This window comes from Rahnella sp. R3(2024), from assembly GCF_042920125.1.
In the GTDB taxonomy this organism is placed as follows: Bacteria; Pseudomonadota; Gammaproteobacteria; order Enterobacterales; family Enterobacteriaceae; genus Rahnella; species Rahnella rivi.
Window position 1 is genome coordinate 3,897,329 of the sequence record NZ_JBHGBU010000001.1, and the last position, 16,191, is coordinate 3,913,519.

Consider the following 16,191-nt stretch of genomic DNA (forward strand, 5'->3'; position numbering starts at 1 on the left):
CCCGATGTTAATGAACTGCGTTGAGTGTTTCTGATTACTGAACATGTCGCCAAAGCCAGCGGTTTCGGCTCAACATGTTCAGCATTCAGAACTTAGCGGTGTGCCAGCTCAGCCGTTTCTTCTGAATCCATTACTGCTTTATCAGTTTGTTTCATGATCTGGCTGGTGATCGTACCGGCTGTCATGGAACCACTCACGTTCAGTGCAGTACGGCCCATATCAATCAGCGGTTCCACTGAAATCAACAATGCAACCAGGGTAACCGGCAGGCCCATTGCCGGGAGCACGATCAGGGCTGCAAATGTTGCGCCGCCACCCACACCGGCTACACCGGCAGAGCTCAGGGTGACGATACCCACTAATGTTGCAATCCACACCGGATCAAACGGGTTGATGCCGACCGTTGGCGCCACCATCACTGCCAGCATGGTTGGATATAAACCTGCGCAACCGTTCTGACCAATCGTTGCACCGAAGGATGCGGCGAAGCTGGCGATGGATTCAGGAATACCCAGACGGCGAGTTTGCGCTTCAACACTTAGCGGAATAGTTGCTGCACTTGAACGGCTGGTAAAGGCGAAAGTGAGCACCGGCCACACTTTACGGAAGAATTTCATCGGATTCACGCCGGTGAAAGACAACAGTATGGCATGGACGACGAACATAATCGCCAGACCCAAATACGAGGCCACAACGAAGCTGCCGAGCTTAACGATATCCTGAATGTTGGAGCCGGCAACGACTTTGGTCATTAAAGCCAGTACGCCGTACGGGGTCAGTTTCATCACCAGACGGACCAGTTTCATCACCCATGCCTGCAGGGTATCGATGAAGACCAGAACACGCGGGCCTTTTTCAGCATCGTCTTTCACCAGCTGCAGGGCAGCAACGCCCACGAAAGCGGCAAAGATCACTACGCTGATGATCGACGTCGGGCTTGCACCGGTCAGGTCGGCAAACGGGTTCTTAGGAATAAAGGAAAGGATCAGCTGAGGTACACTCAGATCAGCCACTTTACCCACATAATTGGATTGAATCGCCGTCAGACGCGCTGTTTCTTGCGTACCTTGTACCAGACCTTCGGCGGTGAGTCCGAACAGACCGGTGACGAAGATGCCCACCAGGGAGGCGATAAGCGTGGTAAACAACAGGGTACCGATGGTCAGGAAACTGATTTTGCCTAAAGAAGATGCATTATGCAGTTTCGCCACGGCACTGAGAATCGACACAAAGACCAGCGGCATTACGATCATTTGCAGTAACTGAACGTAGCCGTTGCCGACAATATTGAACCAGGTAATTGACGTTTTCAGAATCGGGTCATCTGAACCATAAATCAGTTGCAGTGCCAGACCGAATACAACACCCAGACCCAAACCGGCCAGGACTTTTTTTGCCAGGCTCCATTGTTTATGACGTGTTTGCGCCAGCAATAAAAGCAAAGCGACAAAGACCACTACGTTAAGAACGAGCGGAAGATTCATACCAAACTCCAGACTTATAGTTTTATATTTAAACGGGTGTTCCCAAAGGGATTGCACCATCCCATAGCGTTGGGGTGCAGAATATCAGTTTGGGTGCCCGATCATTTATATCCAAAAAGAATGCATTATAACTTTTTGATGGTTTTTGTATTTATTTTCACCACATCGTCGCTATTTCATTCTGATCAGATGAACAGCTTCAAAAGATGATTAAAAATGTCAGGATTGATTGCACCAATAATGGGCGTCCAGTCTGGCCAGAACAGCGTTAACCCCACCAGCATCAGACAGAGCGTTCGTTCCAGCTGATTACCTTTCTGACTGTTAATGATGGGCAGGCGAAAGCGCCACCGGCATGGCCAAAGCAGGGGAACCCCCGCTGGCGTGAGCATATCTGCAAGTATATGACTGAGATAACCAATGATCATGGCATGAAAAGCATCAGCCGGAATAACCCAGTCGTGGGGGAAATGCGTGCGTAGCAGGAAAATGCCGCCAATGACGGCCAGCAAACTGTGTGTAAAACCGCGATGCCCGAAGGCGCGTGCGATGGGGTGAGAAATCCACTTCAGACGCTGGCCAATCAGAGATTTGGGATGGTCGATGTCCGGCAACAGGCAGGTCAGTAATGAACCGGGAATAATATGCCACCAGTCGCCGTGCGCCAGCTCGGGTGAGAGCTGCGCCTTCTTGGCAAATACCGCACAGGCGATAGAAAAAATGAGGTGGCCTTCCGCCGTCATGACGCGTCCGAACTGGATAACTGTTATTTTATCCAGTATAAGTGAAACTGTCACAATCTTGGAAGCAGAACCCTGTAACTAATTGTCAACGGTATGATTAGAATGAAAAAGGCGTATAAAAATACGCCTTAATACTGTCACGTATTCTCAGTTAACGTGCCAGCCAGCCTCCGTCCACGGCAATGGTAAATCCATTGACGTAATCAGACGCTTGAGAGGCCAGAAACACCACCGGCCCCATCACATCTTCCGGTAAACCCCAGCGTCCTGCAGGAATACGATCGAGGATCTCCTTGCTGCGTTCACCGTCTGAACGGAGCTGCTCAGTATTATTAGTCGCCATATAGCCCGGCGCAATAGCATTGACGTTAACGCCATGTTTGGCCCATTCATTGGCCATCAGTCGCGTAATGCCCATCACCGCACTTTTAGACGCTGTATACGAGGGCACGCGGATCCCACCCTGATAGGACAACATTGAGGCAATGTTGATGATTTTCCCGCCGGTGCCTTGCTTAATAAACTGTTTAGCCACTGCCTGAGACATAAAGAATAACGTCTTACTGTTGACGTTCATCACGTCATCCCAGTTTTTTTCACTGAACTCAATGGCATCTTCACGGCGAATAATGCCTGCATTGTTAACCAGAATATCAATATGGCCGAACTCATTCACCGCCTGAACAATCAGTTCAGGAATGCCCTGAATACTGCTCAGATCGGCACGGAGATCCAGAAAACGGCGTCCGGTAGCAATAATTTTTTCAGCCGTTTCGCCAGGCTCAGAAACATTAATGCCCACGATATCGCACCCGGCCTGCGCCAGTCCCAGCGCCATTCCTTGTCCAAGACCCGTGTTGCAACCGGTCACAATGGCGACTTTACCTGTTAATTCAAACGCATTGAGGATCATAATCAGAGTCTCTTTTGCTTCGGCACGTTCGCCTGAAAGATTGGATGACTCCGCCATATCATGGCGGAGTCGCTGGATTAGCGAATTTCGCTGACTTTGACGTGATCCATATCGTCGAAGACCTGGTTTTCTCCCACCATGCCCCAGATAAAGGTGTAATTCTTAGTACCGACGCCGGAATGGATCGACCAGCTGGGTGAAATTACGGCTTGTTCGTTATGCACCAGCAGATGGCGCGTTTCCTGTGGTTTGCCCATCATATGGAAGACGGCGGTTTCTTCTTCCATGTTGAAGTAGAAATACACTTCCATGCGGCGCTCATGCGTATGGCACGGCATGGTATTCCACAGGCTGCCTTCTTCCAGCTTGGTCAGCCCCATGGTCAGCTGACAGGTTTCCAACACGTCCGGAACAATGAATTTATTGATTGTCCGGCGGTTGCTGGTGGTGGCATCACCGATGGTTTGCGGCGATGCTTCTGCCAGCGTGATTTTTTTGTTTGGGAAAGTGGTGTGCGCAGGGGCGCTGTTGTAATAGAACTTAGCGGGTTTTGTCGTATCGATGCTGCTGAATTCAACCTGTTTTGCGCCTTTGCCCACGTAGAGCGCTTCTTCATGACCAATCTCATACGTTGTGCCATCAACGACGATAATGCCAGGCCCGCCAATGTTGATCACGCCCAGCTCACGGCGCTCAAGGAAATAGCTGACACCGAGTTGCTTACCGACTTCATCACCGACAGAAACCGATTTTTCAGCGGGCATTACGCCACCGACGATGATGCGGTCGATATGGCTATAGGTCATGGTGTAAGTATTTCTTTCGAAAATTTTCTCGATGAGAAATTCGCGGCGTAACTCAGCAGTATCGAGCGTTTTAGCGTGGTCGCTGTGAATGCTTTGACGAACTTGCATGTCGTGCCTCTTGTGCGTTGTAGTGCATATAAAGGAGGACTTGCCGGGCTAGTCTGACCGTTGCGTGGCAGTGACAGCGTACAGAAGCAGGAGAGCTCCCGGCTCGTCCGTGTTGCAGAAATCATAAGGTCATCGGTATATGAATTCAATAAAAATGAAATAACGTTTTATTTATTTTTGAGGCAGCTCAAGATTTCTGACATTAATCTGTTGTGATGTCAGTTTTAGTGCAGATAACACGAGGGATTTAGCAGGAGGAGAGGAGGCGCAGCTGCAATAATGCGCTGCGCCTCAGGTTCAGCTGATGTGCGAAGGACGCAATTCTTCAAGAGTGGAAAGCCGGGTATCGGCAAGTGCCCAGCGCGGATCTGCACTGAACTCATGAGCTGGCACCACTATTGAGCGCATACGTGCCGCTTTCGTCGCGATCATGCCGTTAAACGAGTCTTCCAGCGTCACGCAATGCAGCGGATCCACTTGTAACTGTGCGGCGGCGAGTAAGTAAACTTCCGGATGTGGCTTGCTGTAGGGTAAGTGTTCTGCAGAGACGCGAACCTGAAAATACGATTGCAGGTTAAACATTTCCAGTACGGTATCCAGCATATGCAGTGGCGATGCTGAGGCCAGACCGATCTTCAGCCCCTGATCGCGGCAAAGCTCCAGCGCGTGCGTGACGCCAGGCAACAGCGGGCGAGTTTGTTCCACCAGTTCAAGGGTGCGGGCGATGACCATCGCCGATGCTTCTTCCTGGCTTGGGCCTTGCCACGGCAATACCTGATACCACATCCGCACCACCTGATCGATGCGCAAACCGAGGGTATCTGGCAGTAAATGGCGCTGTGAGATATCCACACCGAGGCTGCTAAAAACATCCAACTCTGCCTGAACCCATAAAGGTTCAGAGTCAATCAACAGACCATCCATATCGAAAATTGCGGCGTTAACGGGGCGGGCATAGGCCATGCGGGCGAACTCCATATCAGTGAATTAGACTGTTACTGTATCACCGGCTGAGAAAGGGTTAAATCTGTTGCAAAAAATCCTAAAGCAGCCATTTTCAGGTCAGTATTTTGCTAACTGGTTAAAATGATGAGCGGTTCAGACTTTCTGTGGGTAAACTTAGCGGAAGATAAAGACGTCCTAACAAGGGGAATTCATGACGTACCAACAAGCCGGGCGTGTCGCGGTCCTGAAAAGAGTTGCCGGGTGGATAATTTTCATTCCCGCGCTGCTTTCCACATTGATTTCATTGCTTAACTTTATTAATGAACACACTAAGACTCAAGAGGGTATCAACGCGGTAATGCTGGATTTTGTCCATGTTATGGTGGACATGGCGCGTTTTAACACCACATTCCTCAACGTGTTCTGGTACAACTCGCCTGTGCCGTCGCTGGGACAGGGATTCACCAGCGCGAATATTATGTTCTTCGTTATCTACTGGCTGATCTTCGTCGGGCTGGCACTTCAGGCTTCTGGCGCAAGAATGTCACGTCAGGTGAAACATATTCGGGAAGGCATTCAGGATCAGCTGATACTTGAGCAGGCAAAAGGCGCAGAAGGGCGAACACGTCCCCAGATTGAAGAGCGCATAGTGATCCCCCGACATACCATTCTTGTGCAATATTTTCCGCTGTATATTCTGCCCGCCATCATTGCGGTTATCGGCTATTTCATTTTGAAATTATTAGGTTTACTGGGGTGACCCCGGTGAAACCGGCGGGTTAATTTAAGCCGCTTTGACGCATAAATAAGGCCTGAATATTTCAGTTATTCAGGCCTTATTCGTTTGTGCATTTACTCATGTATCCTGCTAATTAAAATCTTCGTGTAACAACCTTTCCACCGCGCGTTGCGCGACGACCTGATGCTGGCCACCGAATAAATTGCTGCGGTTCAGCAGATAATATAACTGGTATATCGGTTGCCTCGAAATGAAGTCGTCGGGGAGCGGCGTCTTGCTCTGATAGCCGTCGTAAAGCTGAGGCGGAACGTTAGGATATAAAGGTAGCATCGCCAGATCGCACTCGCGATCGCCCCAGTAACAGGCAGGATCGAAAATCACCGGACCGTTTTCAGAGAGTCCACAATTATGCGGCCATAAATCGCCATGCAGCAGGGAAGGTTGAGGCTGATGGTTCTGTAGCCGTCCATGAACCATTGCAGTGATGTCGTCTATATTGCCGAAAATCATGCCTTTTTCAGCTGCCAGCTGTAATTGCCAGCCGATGCGTTGTTCGGCGAAAAATGTTGCCCAGCGTCTCTGCCAGCTGTTGGGCTGAGGAAGCGTTGCCAGTTCATTATCGAAATCCAGCCCGAACTGCAGTTGTTCACTCCACTGGTGCAGAGCGGCAAGTTGTTGACCTAAAAGATAGGCATTATGCGCATCGAGCGATTTTTGCGGAATATATTCAAGTAACAAAAAACTGTAATCCCGGTCACTGCCCACGCCATAAACTTCAGGAACGCGGACTGTCTGACTGCGGGCGAGCAGGGCGAGTTGATCGGCTTCGGCGGCGAAAATAGGCAGCATTTCGCGCGCGTTGCATTTAACAAACACATCCCTGTCACCATAACTCAGCCGCCAGGCGGGATGTATTTCACCTCCCGGAAGCTCAACACGTTCGCGGATTTCTGCACTGCCCAGATGTTCACTCAACAAACGATTGACGGCTTGCCACATGGTATGACCCCTTCTGACTGGCCCGATAATTCATTAAGTTAGCGTTTTTTCCGCTTCAAAAACCCGATCCGGCGCACGGCTGAACCAGAAGACGGTGTTAATTTTCGCCCTATGAGATGCAGACTTCCTGAACTTGAAAAACAACGAGAATGCTAATTTCAGAATATGTGAAGTGAAAGAGGTTTTATAAGCAGAATTATCTTATCGACATGCTTCTAACCCCTTTGTTTAACAAAACAATAATAATAATAGACTAAAAATATATTCAGGTGAGGAAAGAAGATGTATATGCTACATCTCGTCCAAGTCGCGAGAGAGATAATGTGAAACCAAACATTCTTTATTTGATGGCCGCGCTATTACTGGCGGGTTGCGCTAAAGAAACGCCGGTTCAGACGACGCATTTTTTGAAACCATCACCGCCTTCACGGGCTGATACATCATTAATGCATCAGGGCCCCTACGGCGAGGTGATTCGCCAGGCGGCAAGCACTTACGGCGTAGATGAAACACTGGTAAAAGCCATCATTCAGGTCGAATCTGGATATAACCCAACCGTTGTCAGTAAATCGAATGCGATTGGGTTAATGCAGCTAAAGGCCTCAACGGCAGGACGCGATGCCTACCGGATGAAAGGACGCTACGGTCAGCCTTCACCGCGTGATCTGAAAGATCCTGCGGTGAATATCGATTTGGGCACAGCGTATTTGAGCATTTTGCAGCAACAGCTCGCAGGTATAAATAACCCTGAGACGCGCCGTTATGCCACTACCGTAGCCTATGTCAACGGTGCTGGCGCGTTGCTGAGAACCTTCGCGAAAGATAAAACATTCGCGATTGCTCAGATCAACCAGATGTCGCCAACGGAGTTTTATCAGCATGTTCAGAACAAACATCCTGCTCCACAGGCGCCACGTTACTTGTGGAAAGTGAACAATGCTTACCTCGCGATGCGGTAAGCATTGAATTTCCCGCCCGCGGTTCAGGCTGCTGGCGGGAAGGTTTTGATAATCTCAATAATCCCGTTGATGACGAACTGAACGCCCATACACACCAGCAAAAATCCCATCAGACGCGAAATCGCCTCAATCCCGCTTTTACCGACCAGACGCATAATGGCGCCTGAACTGCGCAGTGAAATCCACAAAATCATGCCCACTAAAAAGAAAATCATCACCGGTGCAACGGTAATAATCCAGTGCGGATAGTCAGATGATTTCACGGTCGCAGCACTGCTGATGATCATGGCGATGGTGCCCGGCCCGGCGGTACTTGGCATAGCAAGAGGCACAAAAGCGATATTTGGCGAATCCTGTTTCTTCATTTCCGCCGTTTTGTTCTCGATAAGAATTCTTTCTTCAACGTGTGGCTGCGGGAAAAGCATTCTGAAGCCGATGAAGGAGACGATAAGCCCCCCTGCAATTCGCAGGCCGGGAATGGAAATCCCAAACGTATTCATCACCACCTGTCCGGCGTAATACGCCACCATCATGATGATAAAGACATACACCGAGGCCATCAGCGATTGCTGGTTTCTTTCCTGAGTGGTCATATTCCCTGAAAGCCCGAGCATTAAAGCCACGGTTGTCAGTGGATTTGCCAGCGGAAGCAGTACCATCAGGCCCAATCCCAAAACTTCAAATAACTGCCTGACTTCTGTCATATCCTTCCCTTTTTTGAAATGCTGCTGTGGTTACCTTAGCGTGTCAGGGGGGATTACACGAAAAATATCCGCTTTTAGCAACACAGGTCGCTGGAAATTCGCACTTTACGGATGGTAAACTCCTTGCCTGTTTTTACGTCGCATCCCGGTACACTCTCTTGATGTATCGAAGGTGTCTATATTTGGCAAAGTAAAGCTGAATAGCGTGAATAACTAAATGAATTTACACTCAAATATTTTTCTAGATGTGCTCTGTCGTGTGGGGCACCACTGTAGATTAAGGAATTAACATGCCTGTTATTACTCTTCCTGACGGAAGCCAGCGCGTTTTTGATCGTCCCGTTTCTCCCCTTGATGTTGCGCTTGATATCGGACCTGGTCTGGCCAAAGCCTGTATCGCAGGTCGCGTAAACGGTGAGCTGGTTGATGCAACCGATCTTATCGAGACAGACGCTCAACTGGCGATCATTACCACTAAAGACGAAGCCGGTCTTGAAATTCTGCGCCACTCCTGTGCGCACCTTTTGGGTCATGCCATTAAACAATTGTGGCCGGATACCAAAATGGCAATCGGCCCGGTTATCGACAATGGCTTCTATTACGACGTGGATTTAGATCGTACGTTGACTCAGGAAGACATCGAACTGCTTGAAAAGCGCATGCACGAACTGGCTGAAAAGAATTACGACGTTATTAAAAAGAAAGTCAGCTGGCAGGAAGCACGCGATACCTTTGCAAGCCGTGGCGAAGAATACAAAGTGGCGATCCTGGATGAAAACATCAGTCATGATGACCGTCCGGGCCTGTATCACCACGAAGAATATGTTGATATGTGCCGTGGTCCGCACGTGCCTAATATGCGTTTCTGCCATCATTTCAAATTGCAGAAAACCTCTGGTGCGTATTGGCGTGGTAACAGCGACAATAAAATGCTGCAACGTATTTACGGCACCGCGTGGGCTGAGAAAAAACAACTCAACGCCTATCTGCAACGCCTTGAAGAGGCGGGTAAGCGCGACCACCGTAAAATCGGTAAACAGCTTGACCTGTATCACATGCAGGAAGAAGCACCAGGTATGGTGTTCTGGCACAATGACGGCTGGACCATCTTCCGCGAGCTGGAAGCCTTTGTGCGCATGAAACTGAAGTCTTACGACTATCAGGAAGTGAAAGGTCCGTTCATGATGGACCGTGTGCTGTGGGAAAAAACAGGGCACTGGGAAAACTACAAAGAGGCAATGTTCACCACGTCTTCTGAGAACCGTGAATATTGCATCAAACCAATGAACTGCCCGGGACACGTTCAGATCTTTAATCAGGGTCTGAAATCCTACCGTGATCTGCCGTTGCGTATGGCCGAGTTCGGCAGCTGCCACCGTAATGAGCCATCAGGCGCATTGCATGGCCTGATGCGTGTTCGCGGCTTCACTCAGGACGATGCACACATCTTCTGTACTGAAGAGCAGGTGCGCGACGAAGTGAACAGCTGCATCCGCATGGTTTACGATATGTACAGTACATTTGGTTTCCAGAAGATTGTGGTGAAATTATCCACCCGTCCTGAGAAGCGCATTGGTACTGACGAAATGTGGACTCGTGCAGAGGACGATCTGGCGGCAGCACTGACAGAAAATGAGATTCCGTTCGAATATCAGCCGGGTGAAGGTGCGTTCTACGGTCCAAAAATTGAATTTACCTTGCACGATTGTTTGGATCGTGCGTGGCAGTGTGGTACCGTGCAGCTCGACTTTTCATTACCTGGTCGCTTGAACGCCTCTTATATTGGCGAAAGCAACGACCGTCAGGTCCCGGTAATGATTCACCGTGCTATCCTGGGTTCAATGGAGCGCTTCATTGGTATTCTGACTGAAGAATACGCAGGCTTCTTCCCAACATGGATGGCTCCGGTTCAGGTAGTGATCATGAATATCACTGATACACAAGCTACCTATGTCGAAGAATTAACTAAAAAACTGCAAGAAGCAGGCATTCGCGTTAAAGCCGACTTGAGAAATGAGAAGATTGGCTTTAAAATTCGCGAACACACGCTACGCCGTGTTCCTTACATGTTAGTTTGTGGCGATAAAGAGGTCGAAGCGGGCAAAGTTGCCGTTCGAACTCGCCGCGGCAAAGACTTAGGAAGCATGGACGTTAGCGAAGTCGTTGACAAACTGCTGGCGGAGATCCGCAGCAGAAGTCTTCATCAACTGGAGGAATAAAGTATTAAAGGCGGAAAACGAGTTCAACCGGCGCGTCCTAATCGCATTAACAAAGAGATTCGCGCGCAAGAAGTTCGCCTCACAGGCGTCGATGGCGAGCAGATTGGTATTGTCAGTCTGAATGAAGCTCTTGAAAAAGCTGAGGAAGCGGGCGTCGATTTAGTAGAAATCAGTCCGAATGCCGAGCCGCCAGTTTGTCGAATCATGGATTACGGCAAATTCCTCTACGAGAAGAGCAAGTCGACTAAAGAGCAGAAGAAGAAACAAAAAGTTATTCAGGTTAAGGAAATTAAATTCCGACCTGGTACCGATGATGGCGACTATCAGGTCAAACTACGCAACCTGATTCGCTTTCTGGAAGATGGCGATAAAGCCAAAATCACCCTGCGGTTCCGTGGGCGTGAAATGGCGCACCAACAGATCGGTATGGAAGTGCTTAACCGCGTCCGTAAAGACCTGTGTGAAGATTCTGAACTGGCCGTTGTCGAATCCTTCCCTACGAAGATCGAAGGTCGTCAGATGATCATGGTGCTCGCACCTAAGAAGAAACAGTAAGGCTTCCAAGTAATCCTGCTGCGCGGTGTTCGCACCGCGTATGCTGGATTCGCCTTTCTGATTCATGTTAATAACAATGCGAAGTGGAATGTAAAATGCCAAAGATCAAAACAGTACGCGGCGCCGCTAAACGCTTCAAAAAAACCGCCAACGGTGGTTTTAAGCGTAAGCACGCAAACCTGCGTCATATTCTGACCAAAAAAGCTACTAAGCGTAAACGTCACTTGCGTCCAAAAGGCATGGTATCCAAGAACGATTTGGGCCTTGTCTCTGCATGTCTGCCGTACGCATAAATACACTTTTTTCATTTAGAATATAAAACTCAGGAGAGCATATGGCTCGCGTAAAACGTGGTGTGATTGCACGTGCACGTCACAAGAAAATTTTAAAGCAGGCGAAAGGTTACTACGGTGCCCGTTCGCGCGTATATCGTGTTGCATTCCAGGCTGTTATCAAAGCTGGTCAATACGCTTACCGTGACCGTCGTCAAAAGAAACGTCAGTTCCGTCAGCTGTGGATCGCGCGTATCAACGCAGCAGCTCGTCAGAACGACATGTCTTACAGCAAATTCATTAACGGCTTGAAAAAAGCTTCTATTGAAATTGACCGTAAGATTTTGGCTGACATCGCAGTCTTCGACAAAGTGGTATTTGCCGCTCTGGTTGAGAAAGCGAAAGCAGCACTGGCGTAAGTCAGGTGAAAGAGGGAGCTTGCTCCCTCTTTTATATTTTGTGTTTGAAATCAGTCCGATTCGTTGTTTAATAGCGACAACGTCGATTCATTTTCGGTTCAAGAGTGTCCATCAACAAGGTAACGCAAGCATGAATGCTGCTATTTTCCGTTTCTTTTTTTACTTTAGCGCCTGACTCAGGAAGGCTTTCGCGCGTAAGAGAAGAAACGAAAAGTAGCGCCTAAGCCTCCCTCGTGGAGGCTTTTTTGTATCTGTGCTTTATAAACTAAGGTTCAGGGTCAAAATCGCGCCCCTGATTAATCACGGTTATTTTACATCGGGCCATATTGGCCAGAAGAAGAGGAAAGCAATGCCACATCTCGCAGAGCTGGTTGCCAATGCCAAGGCAGCCGTAGAGAGTGCTCAGGATATCGCCACGCTCGATAACGTGCGTGTTGAGTATCTGGGTAAGAAAGGCCACCTGACACTCCAGATGACGACCCTCCGTGAATTGCCTGCGGAAGAACGCCCGGCAGCGGGTGCCGTGATCAATGAAGCGAAAACGCAGGTTCAGGAAGCCCTGAATGCGCGCAAAAATACGCTGGAGTCTGCGGTGCTGAATGCGCGTCTCGCCGAAGAAACGATTGACGTTTCCTTGCCTGGCCGTCGCATCGAAAACGGTGGTTTGCATCCGGTGACCCGTACTATTGACCGCATCGAAACCTTTTTCGGTGAATTAGGCTTTACCGTTGAGACTGGCCCGGAAATCGAAGATGATTATCACAACTTTGATGCCCTGAATATTCCCGGCCATCACCCGGCACGTGCAGACCATGATACTTTTTGGTTTGATGCCAAGCGCTTGTTGCGTACCCAAACATCCGGTGTGCAGATCCGTACCATGAAGGATCAGCAACCGCCGATTCGTATTATCGCGCCGGGCCGTGTTTACCGTAACGACTACGACCAGACTCACACCCCGATGTTCCATCAGATGGAAGGCCTGATTGTTGATAAAGACATCAGCTTCTCCAACCTGAAAGGTACGCTGCACGATTTCCTGAACAACTTCTTTGAAGCTGATTTGCAGATCCGTTTCCGTCCTTCCTATTTCCCGTTTACAGAGCCTTCCGCGGAAGTTGACGTCATGGGCAAAAACGGTAAATGGCTGGAAGTGCTGGGCTGCGGCATGGTGCACCCGAACGTATTGCGTAACGTCGGTATCGATCCGGAAGTGTATTCCGGTTTTGCCTTCGGTATGGGGATGGAGCGTCTGACCATGTTGCGTTACGGCGTGACTGACCTGCGTGCATTCTTCGAAAACGATCTGCGTTTCCTCAAACAGTTTAAGTAAGGCGGGAATATCACATGAAATTCAGTGAACTCTGGTTGCGTGAGTGGGTAAACCCAGCCATCAGCAGCGAAGCATTATCCGATCAAATCACGATGGCCGGCCTGGAAGTTGACGGTGTTGAACCTGTCGCTGGCGCATTTAATGGCGTGGTGGTAGGCGAAGTTGTGGAGTGCGGTCAGCATCCTAACGCAGACAAACTGCGAGTCACCAAAGTGAACGTGGGCGGCGATCGCCTGCTGGACATCGTGTGTGGCGCACCAAACTGCCGTCAGGGCCTCAAAGTTGCCGTGGCAACTGTCGGTGCCGTACTGCCGGGTGATTTCAAAATCAAAGCCGCAAAACTGCGCGGTGAGCCTTCAGAAGGGATGCTGTGCTCGTTCTCCGAGCTGGGCATTTCCGAAGATCACGACGGAATCATCGAGCTACCGCTGGATGCGCCGGTCGGAACAGATATCCGCGAATTCCTGAAGCTGGATGACAGCACCATCGAAATCAGCGTAACGCCAAACCGTGCAGATTGCCTCGGTATTATCGGTGTAGCGCGCGACGTGGCCGTGGTTAATCAGCTTCCACTCAACGAACCTGAGATGAAAGCCGTAGCTGCAACGATCGACGCATCAGTGTCTATCGATGTTCAGGCACCGCAAGCGTGTCCTCGCTATCTGGGCCGCGTGGTGAAAGGCATCAACGTTAAAGCGCCAACGCCACTGTGGATGCGTGAAAAACTGCGTCGCTGTGGCACCCGTTCTATTGATGCCGTAGTGGATATTACCAACTACGTGCTGCTGGAATTGGGTCAGCCGATGCATGCCTTCGATCTCAGCCGTATCAATGGCGGTATCGTGGTGCGTATGGCGCAAAAAGATGAAGCGCTTACGCTGCTCGATGGTACGCAAGCCAAGCTGAAAGAAGACACGCTGGTGATTGCCGATCACCAAAAAGCGCTGGCGATGGCCGGTATTTTCGGTGGCGAGCACTCTGGTGTTAATGACGAAACGCAGGATGTATTGCTGGAGTCGGCCTTCTTTGCTCCGCTGGCGATCACAGGCCGCGCACGCCGTCAGGGCTTGCACACCGATGCATCGCACCGCTATGAGCGTGGCGTTGACCCTGAACTGCAGTTTAAAGCCATTGAACGTGCCACCGCGCTGCTGTTAAGCATTTGTGGCGGTGAAGCCGGTCCTGTCATTGATGTGACTTCTGCGTCAGATTTACCGAAAGCGGCAACCATTACGCTGCGTCGCGAAAAACTGGATCGCCTCATTGGTCACCATGTTGAGGATGCACAGGTCACGGATATTCTGACCCGACTGGGTTGTGACGTTGCCCATAACGGCGATCACTGGGTGGCAGTCGCACCGAGCTGGCGCTTTGACATGCAGATCGAAGAAGATCTGGTGGAAGAAGTTGCCCGAATTTACGGTTACAACAACATTCCAGATGTGCCGGTAAAAGCGAATCTTGAAATGACCCGTCACCGTGAAGCCAATCTGTCGCTGAAACGTGTGAAAAATCTGCTGGTTGATCGTGGTTTCCAGGAAGCCATCACTTACAGCTTCGTTGATCCTAAAGTGCAGGCTTTGCTGCATCCGGGCGAAGACGCGCTGATTCTGCCAAGTCCGATCTCCGTGGAAATGTCAGCAATGCGCCTTTCCCTGTGGTCTGGCTTGCTGACTGCGGTCGTTAACAACCAAAATCGCCAGCAAAGTCGCGTGCGTTTATTCGAAAGCGGTCTGCGCTTTGTGCCTGATACTCAAGCTGATTTAGGTATCCGTCAGGACGTCATGCTGTCTGGCGTGATTTCCGGCAATAAAAATGATGAGCATTGGGATCTGGCGCGTCAGGCAGTTGACTACTACGATTTGAAAGGTGATCTTGAGGCTATTCTTGAGCTTACCGGCAAAATGAACGACGTGCAGTTCAGGGTTGAAGCCAATCCTGCATTGCATCCGGGGCAGAGCGCAGCGATTTATTTACGCGGCGAACGTATTGGTTTCATTGGTGTAGTCCATCCGGAACTGGAACGTAAACTCGATCTCAATGGCCGTACTGTGGTCTTCGAAATGCTGTGGGATAAGGTCGCAGACCGCGTACTGCCTGATGCGAAAGAGATTTCCCGCTTCCCGGCGAACCGTCGTGACATCGCCGTTGTTGTGGCTGAAAACGTGCCCGCAGACGATATTTTGGCTGAGTGCAAGAAAGTTGGCGCAAATCAGGTAGTTGGCGTAAACTTGTTTGATGTGTACCGTGGCAAGGGCGTAGCTGAAGGTTACAAGAGCCTGGCTATCAGTCTGGTGTTGCAGGATACCGCCCGTACACTGGAAGAAGAGGAGATCGCCGCTACCGTTGCAAAATGCGTAGAGGCTCTAAAACAGCGATTCCAAGCATCCTTGAGGGATTGAACCTATGGCGCTTACTAAAGCTGAAATGTCAGAACACCTGTTTGAGAAGCTTGGGCTTAGCAAACGGGATGCCAAAGACCTTGTTGAAATATTTTTCGAAGAAGTCCGTCGAGCTTTGGAAAATGGCGAACAAGTTAAACTGTCTGGCTTTGGCAATTTCGATCTGCGTGACAAAAACCAACGTCCGGGACGTAACCCGAAAACCGGCGAAGATATTCCGATCACGGCGCGTCGTGTGGTGACTTTCCGTCCGGGACAGAAATTGAAGAGTCGCGTTGAGAATGCCACTCCGAAAGAATAAGTAACATCTTCTAAAAGGCCGCGAAAGCGGCCTTTTTTTTAACCAAAATTATTCTGCTGGTGGGTAATTTTCCAGGGTTTTAAGTAATTCGCACAGAAAGCGAAAAGATAGTGTTAAAGCGGTGGGCGGTTCAGGATTAGTCTGATAGATTTAATTCACGCGCTAAAGAGTCTTATTAATTCCATGCGCTATTCTGAAGCCGATTTTGTGACATAAATAAAACACCAAAATAAAAACACAACATCAGAAACAGAAAAGGGGCCGAAGCCCCTTAAATGAAATGATTAAAC

General features: G+C 49.7%; 17 protein-coding genes and 1 other annotated feature. Of the genes, 10 read left to right on the plus strand and 7 right to left on the minus strand.

The window, feature by feature from the left end; translation table 11 throughout:
- Positions 1-92 precede the first annotated feature (92 nt).
- From ABSH60_RS17760 to hxpB, 5 genes are all read right to left on the minus strand, one after another.
- On the minus strand, positions 93-1,484 hold the full coding sequence (locus ABSH60_RS17760) for an L-cystine transporter (protein WP_217204684.1): 1,392 nt from the start codon (positions 1,482-1,484) through the stop codon (positions 93-95).
- 185 nt (positions 1,485-1,669) lie between these two features.
- The gene (locus ABSH60_RS17765; protein ID WP_122096205.1) at positions 1,670-2,227 is read right to left on the minus strand and encodes a metal-dependent hydrolase; all 558 of its coding nucleotides are present in this window, start codon (positions 2,225-2,227) and stop codon (positions 1,670-1,672) included.
- Positions 2,228-2,378: 151 nt separating this feature from the next.
- Positions 2,379-3,140: a 2-dehydro-3-deoxy-D-gluconate 5-dehydrogenase KduD gene (kduD, locus tag ABSH60_RS17770; RefSeq protein ID WP_390975804.1), complete on the minus strand. Its 762-nt coding sequence runs from the start codon at positions 3,138-3,140 to the stop codon at positions 2,379-2,381.
- A 77-nt stretch (positions 3,141-3,217) separates the two neighbouring features.
- Complete coding sequence (kduI, locus tag ABSH60_RS17775; RefSeq protein ID WP_390975083.1) at positions 3,218-4,054, minus strand: 5-dehydro-4-deoxy-D-glucuronate isomerase; 837 nt, start codon at positions 4,052-4,054, stop codon at positions 3,218-3,220.
- Positions 4,055-4,351: 297 nt separating this feature from the next.
- A complete protein-coding gene (gene hxpB, locus ABSH60_RS17780) occupies positions 4,352-5,017 on the minus strand; it encodes a hexitol phosphatase HxpB (RefSeq protein WP_056773431.1) in 666 nt (221 codons plus the stop codon).
- 193 nt (positions 5,018-5,210) lie between these two features.
- On the opposite strand from hxpB, the gene ABSH60_RS17785 reads away from it, so the two are divergent.
- Positions 5,211-5,759: a YniB family protein gene (locus ABSH60_RS17785; RefSeq protein ID WP_056773435.1), complete on the plus strand. Its 549-nt coding sequence runs from the start codon at positions 5,211-5,213 to the stop codon at positions 5,757-5,759.
- A gap of 108 nt (positions 5,760-5,867) precedes the next feature.
- On the opposite strand, the gene ABSH60_RS17790 is transcribed toward ABSH60_RS17785, so the two are convergent.
- Positions 5,868-6,737: a fructosamine kinase family protein gene (locus ABSH60_RS17790; protein ID WP_056773440.1), complete on the minus strand. Its 870-nt coding sequence runs from the start codon at positions 6,735-6,737 to the stop codon at positions 5,868-5,870.
- 323 nt (positions 6,738-7,060) lie between these two features.
- On the opposite strand from ABSH60_RS17790, the gene ABSH60_RS17795 reads away from it, so the two are divergent.
- Positions 7,061-7,696 (plus strand): transglycosylase SLT domain-containing protein, encoded by a 636-nt coding sequence (locus ABSH60_RS17795; RefSeq protein WP_082465712.1) that lies wholly within the window; start codon positions 7,061-7,063, stop codon positions 7,694-7,696.
- Positions 7,697-7,719: 23 nt separating this feature from the next.
- Here ABSH60_RS17795 and ABSH60_RS17800 read toward each other — a convergent pair whose 3' ends face one another.
- Positions 7,720-8,400 carry a MarC family NAAT transporter gene (locus ABSH60_RS17800; RefSeq protein WP_122096208.1) on the minus strand — a complete coding sequence of 227 codons (681 nt, stop codon included), beginning with the start codon at positions 8,398-8,400 and terminating at the stop codon, positions 7,720-7,722.
- 290 nt (positions 8,401-8,690) lie between these two features.
- Between ABSH60_RS17800 and thrS the strand changes: the two genes are divergently transcribed.
- The 8 genes from thrS (at position 8,691) to ihfA (ending at position 15,901) form a co-directional block, all read left to right on the plus strand.
- On the plus strand, positions 8,691-10,619 hold the full coding sequence (thrS, locus tag ABSH60_RS17805) for a threonine--tRNA ligase (RefSeq protein WP_122096209.1): 1,929 nt from the start codon (positions 8,691-8,693) through the stop codon (positions 10,617-10,619).
- Positions 10,620-10,622: 3 nt separating this feature from the next.
- Positions 10,623-11,174, plus strand: coding sequence for a translation initiation factor IF-3 (gene infC, locus ABSH60_RS17810; RefSeq protein WP_013576136.1), 552 nt, complete (start codon positions 10,623-10,625; stop codon positions 11,172-11,174).
- Between the two features lie 95 nt (positions 11,175-11,269).
- Positions 11,270-11,467 carry a 50S ribosomal protein L35 gene (rpmI, locus tag ABSH60_RS17815; protein ID WP_056773448.1) on the plus strand — a complete coding sequence of 66 codons (198 nt, stop codon included), beginning with the start codon at positions 11,270-11,272 and terminating at the stop codon, positions 11,465-11,467.
- A gap of 41 nt (positions 11,468-11,508) precedes the next feature.
- On the plus strand, positions 11,509-11,865 hold the full coding sequence (gene rplT / locus ABSH60_RS17820; RefSeq protein WP_056773451.1) for a 50S ribosomal protein L20: 357 nt from the start codon (positions 11,509-11,511) through the stop codon (positions 11,863-11,865).
- A gap of 125 nt (positions 11,866-11,990) precedes the next feature.
- Positions 11,991-12,115 (plus strand) — a sequence feature (Phe leader region).
- Entirely contained in the window at positions 11,996-12,040 is a 45-nt protein-coding gene (pheM, locus tag ABSH60_RS17825; protein WP_106120997.1) for a pheST operon leader peptide PheM, read from the plus strand. (Overlaps the previous feature by 45 nt.)
- A 99-nt stretch (positions 12,116-12,214) precedes the next feature.
- Positions 12,215-13,198 carry a phenylalanine--tRNA ligase subunit alpha gene (pheS, locus tag ABSH60_RS17830; protein WP_056773454.1) on the plus strand — a complete coding sequence of 328 codons (984 nt, stop codon included), beginning with the start codon at positions 12,215-12,217 and terminating at the stop codon, positions 13,196-13,198.
- A gap of 14 nt (positions 13,199-13,212) precedes the next feature.
- The gene (pheT, locus tag ABSH60_RS17835; protein ID WP_390975088.1) at positions 13,213-15,600 is read left to right on the plus strand and encodes a phenylalanine--tRNA ligase subunit beta; all 2,388 of its coding nucleotides are present in this window, start codon (positions 13,213-13,215) and stop codon (positions 15,598-15,600) included.
- 4 nt (positions 15,601-15,604) lie between these two features.
- Entirely contained in the window at positions 15,605-15,901 is a 297-nt protein-coding gene (gene ihfA / locus ABSH60_RS17840; RefSeq protein ID WP_004089944.1) for an integration host factor subunit alpha, read from the plus strand.
- The last annotated feature ends 290 nt before the right edge of the window (positions 15,902-16,191 follow it).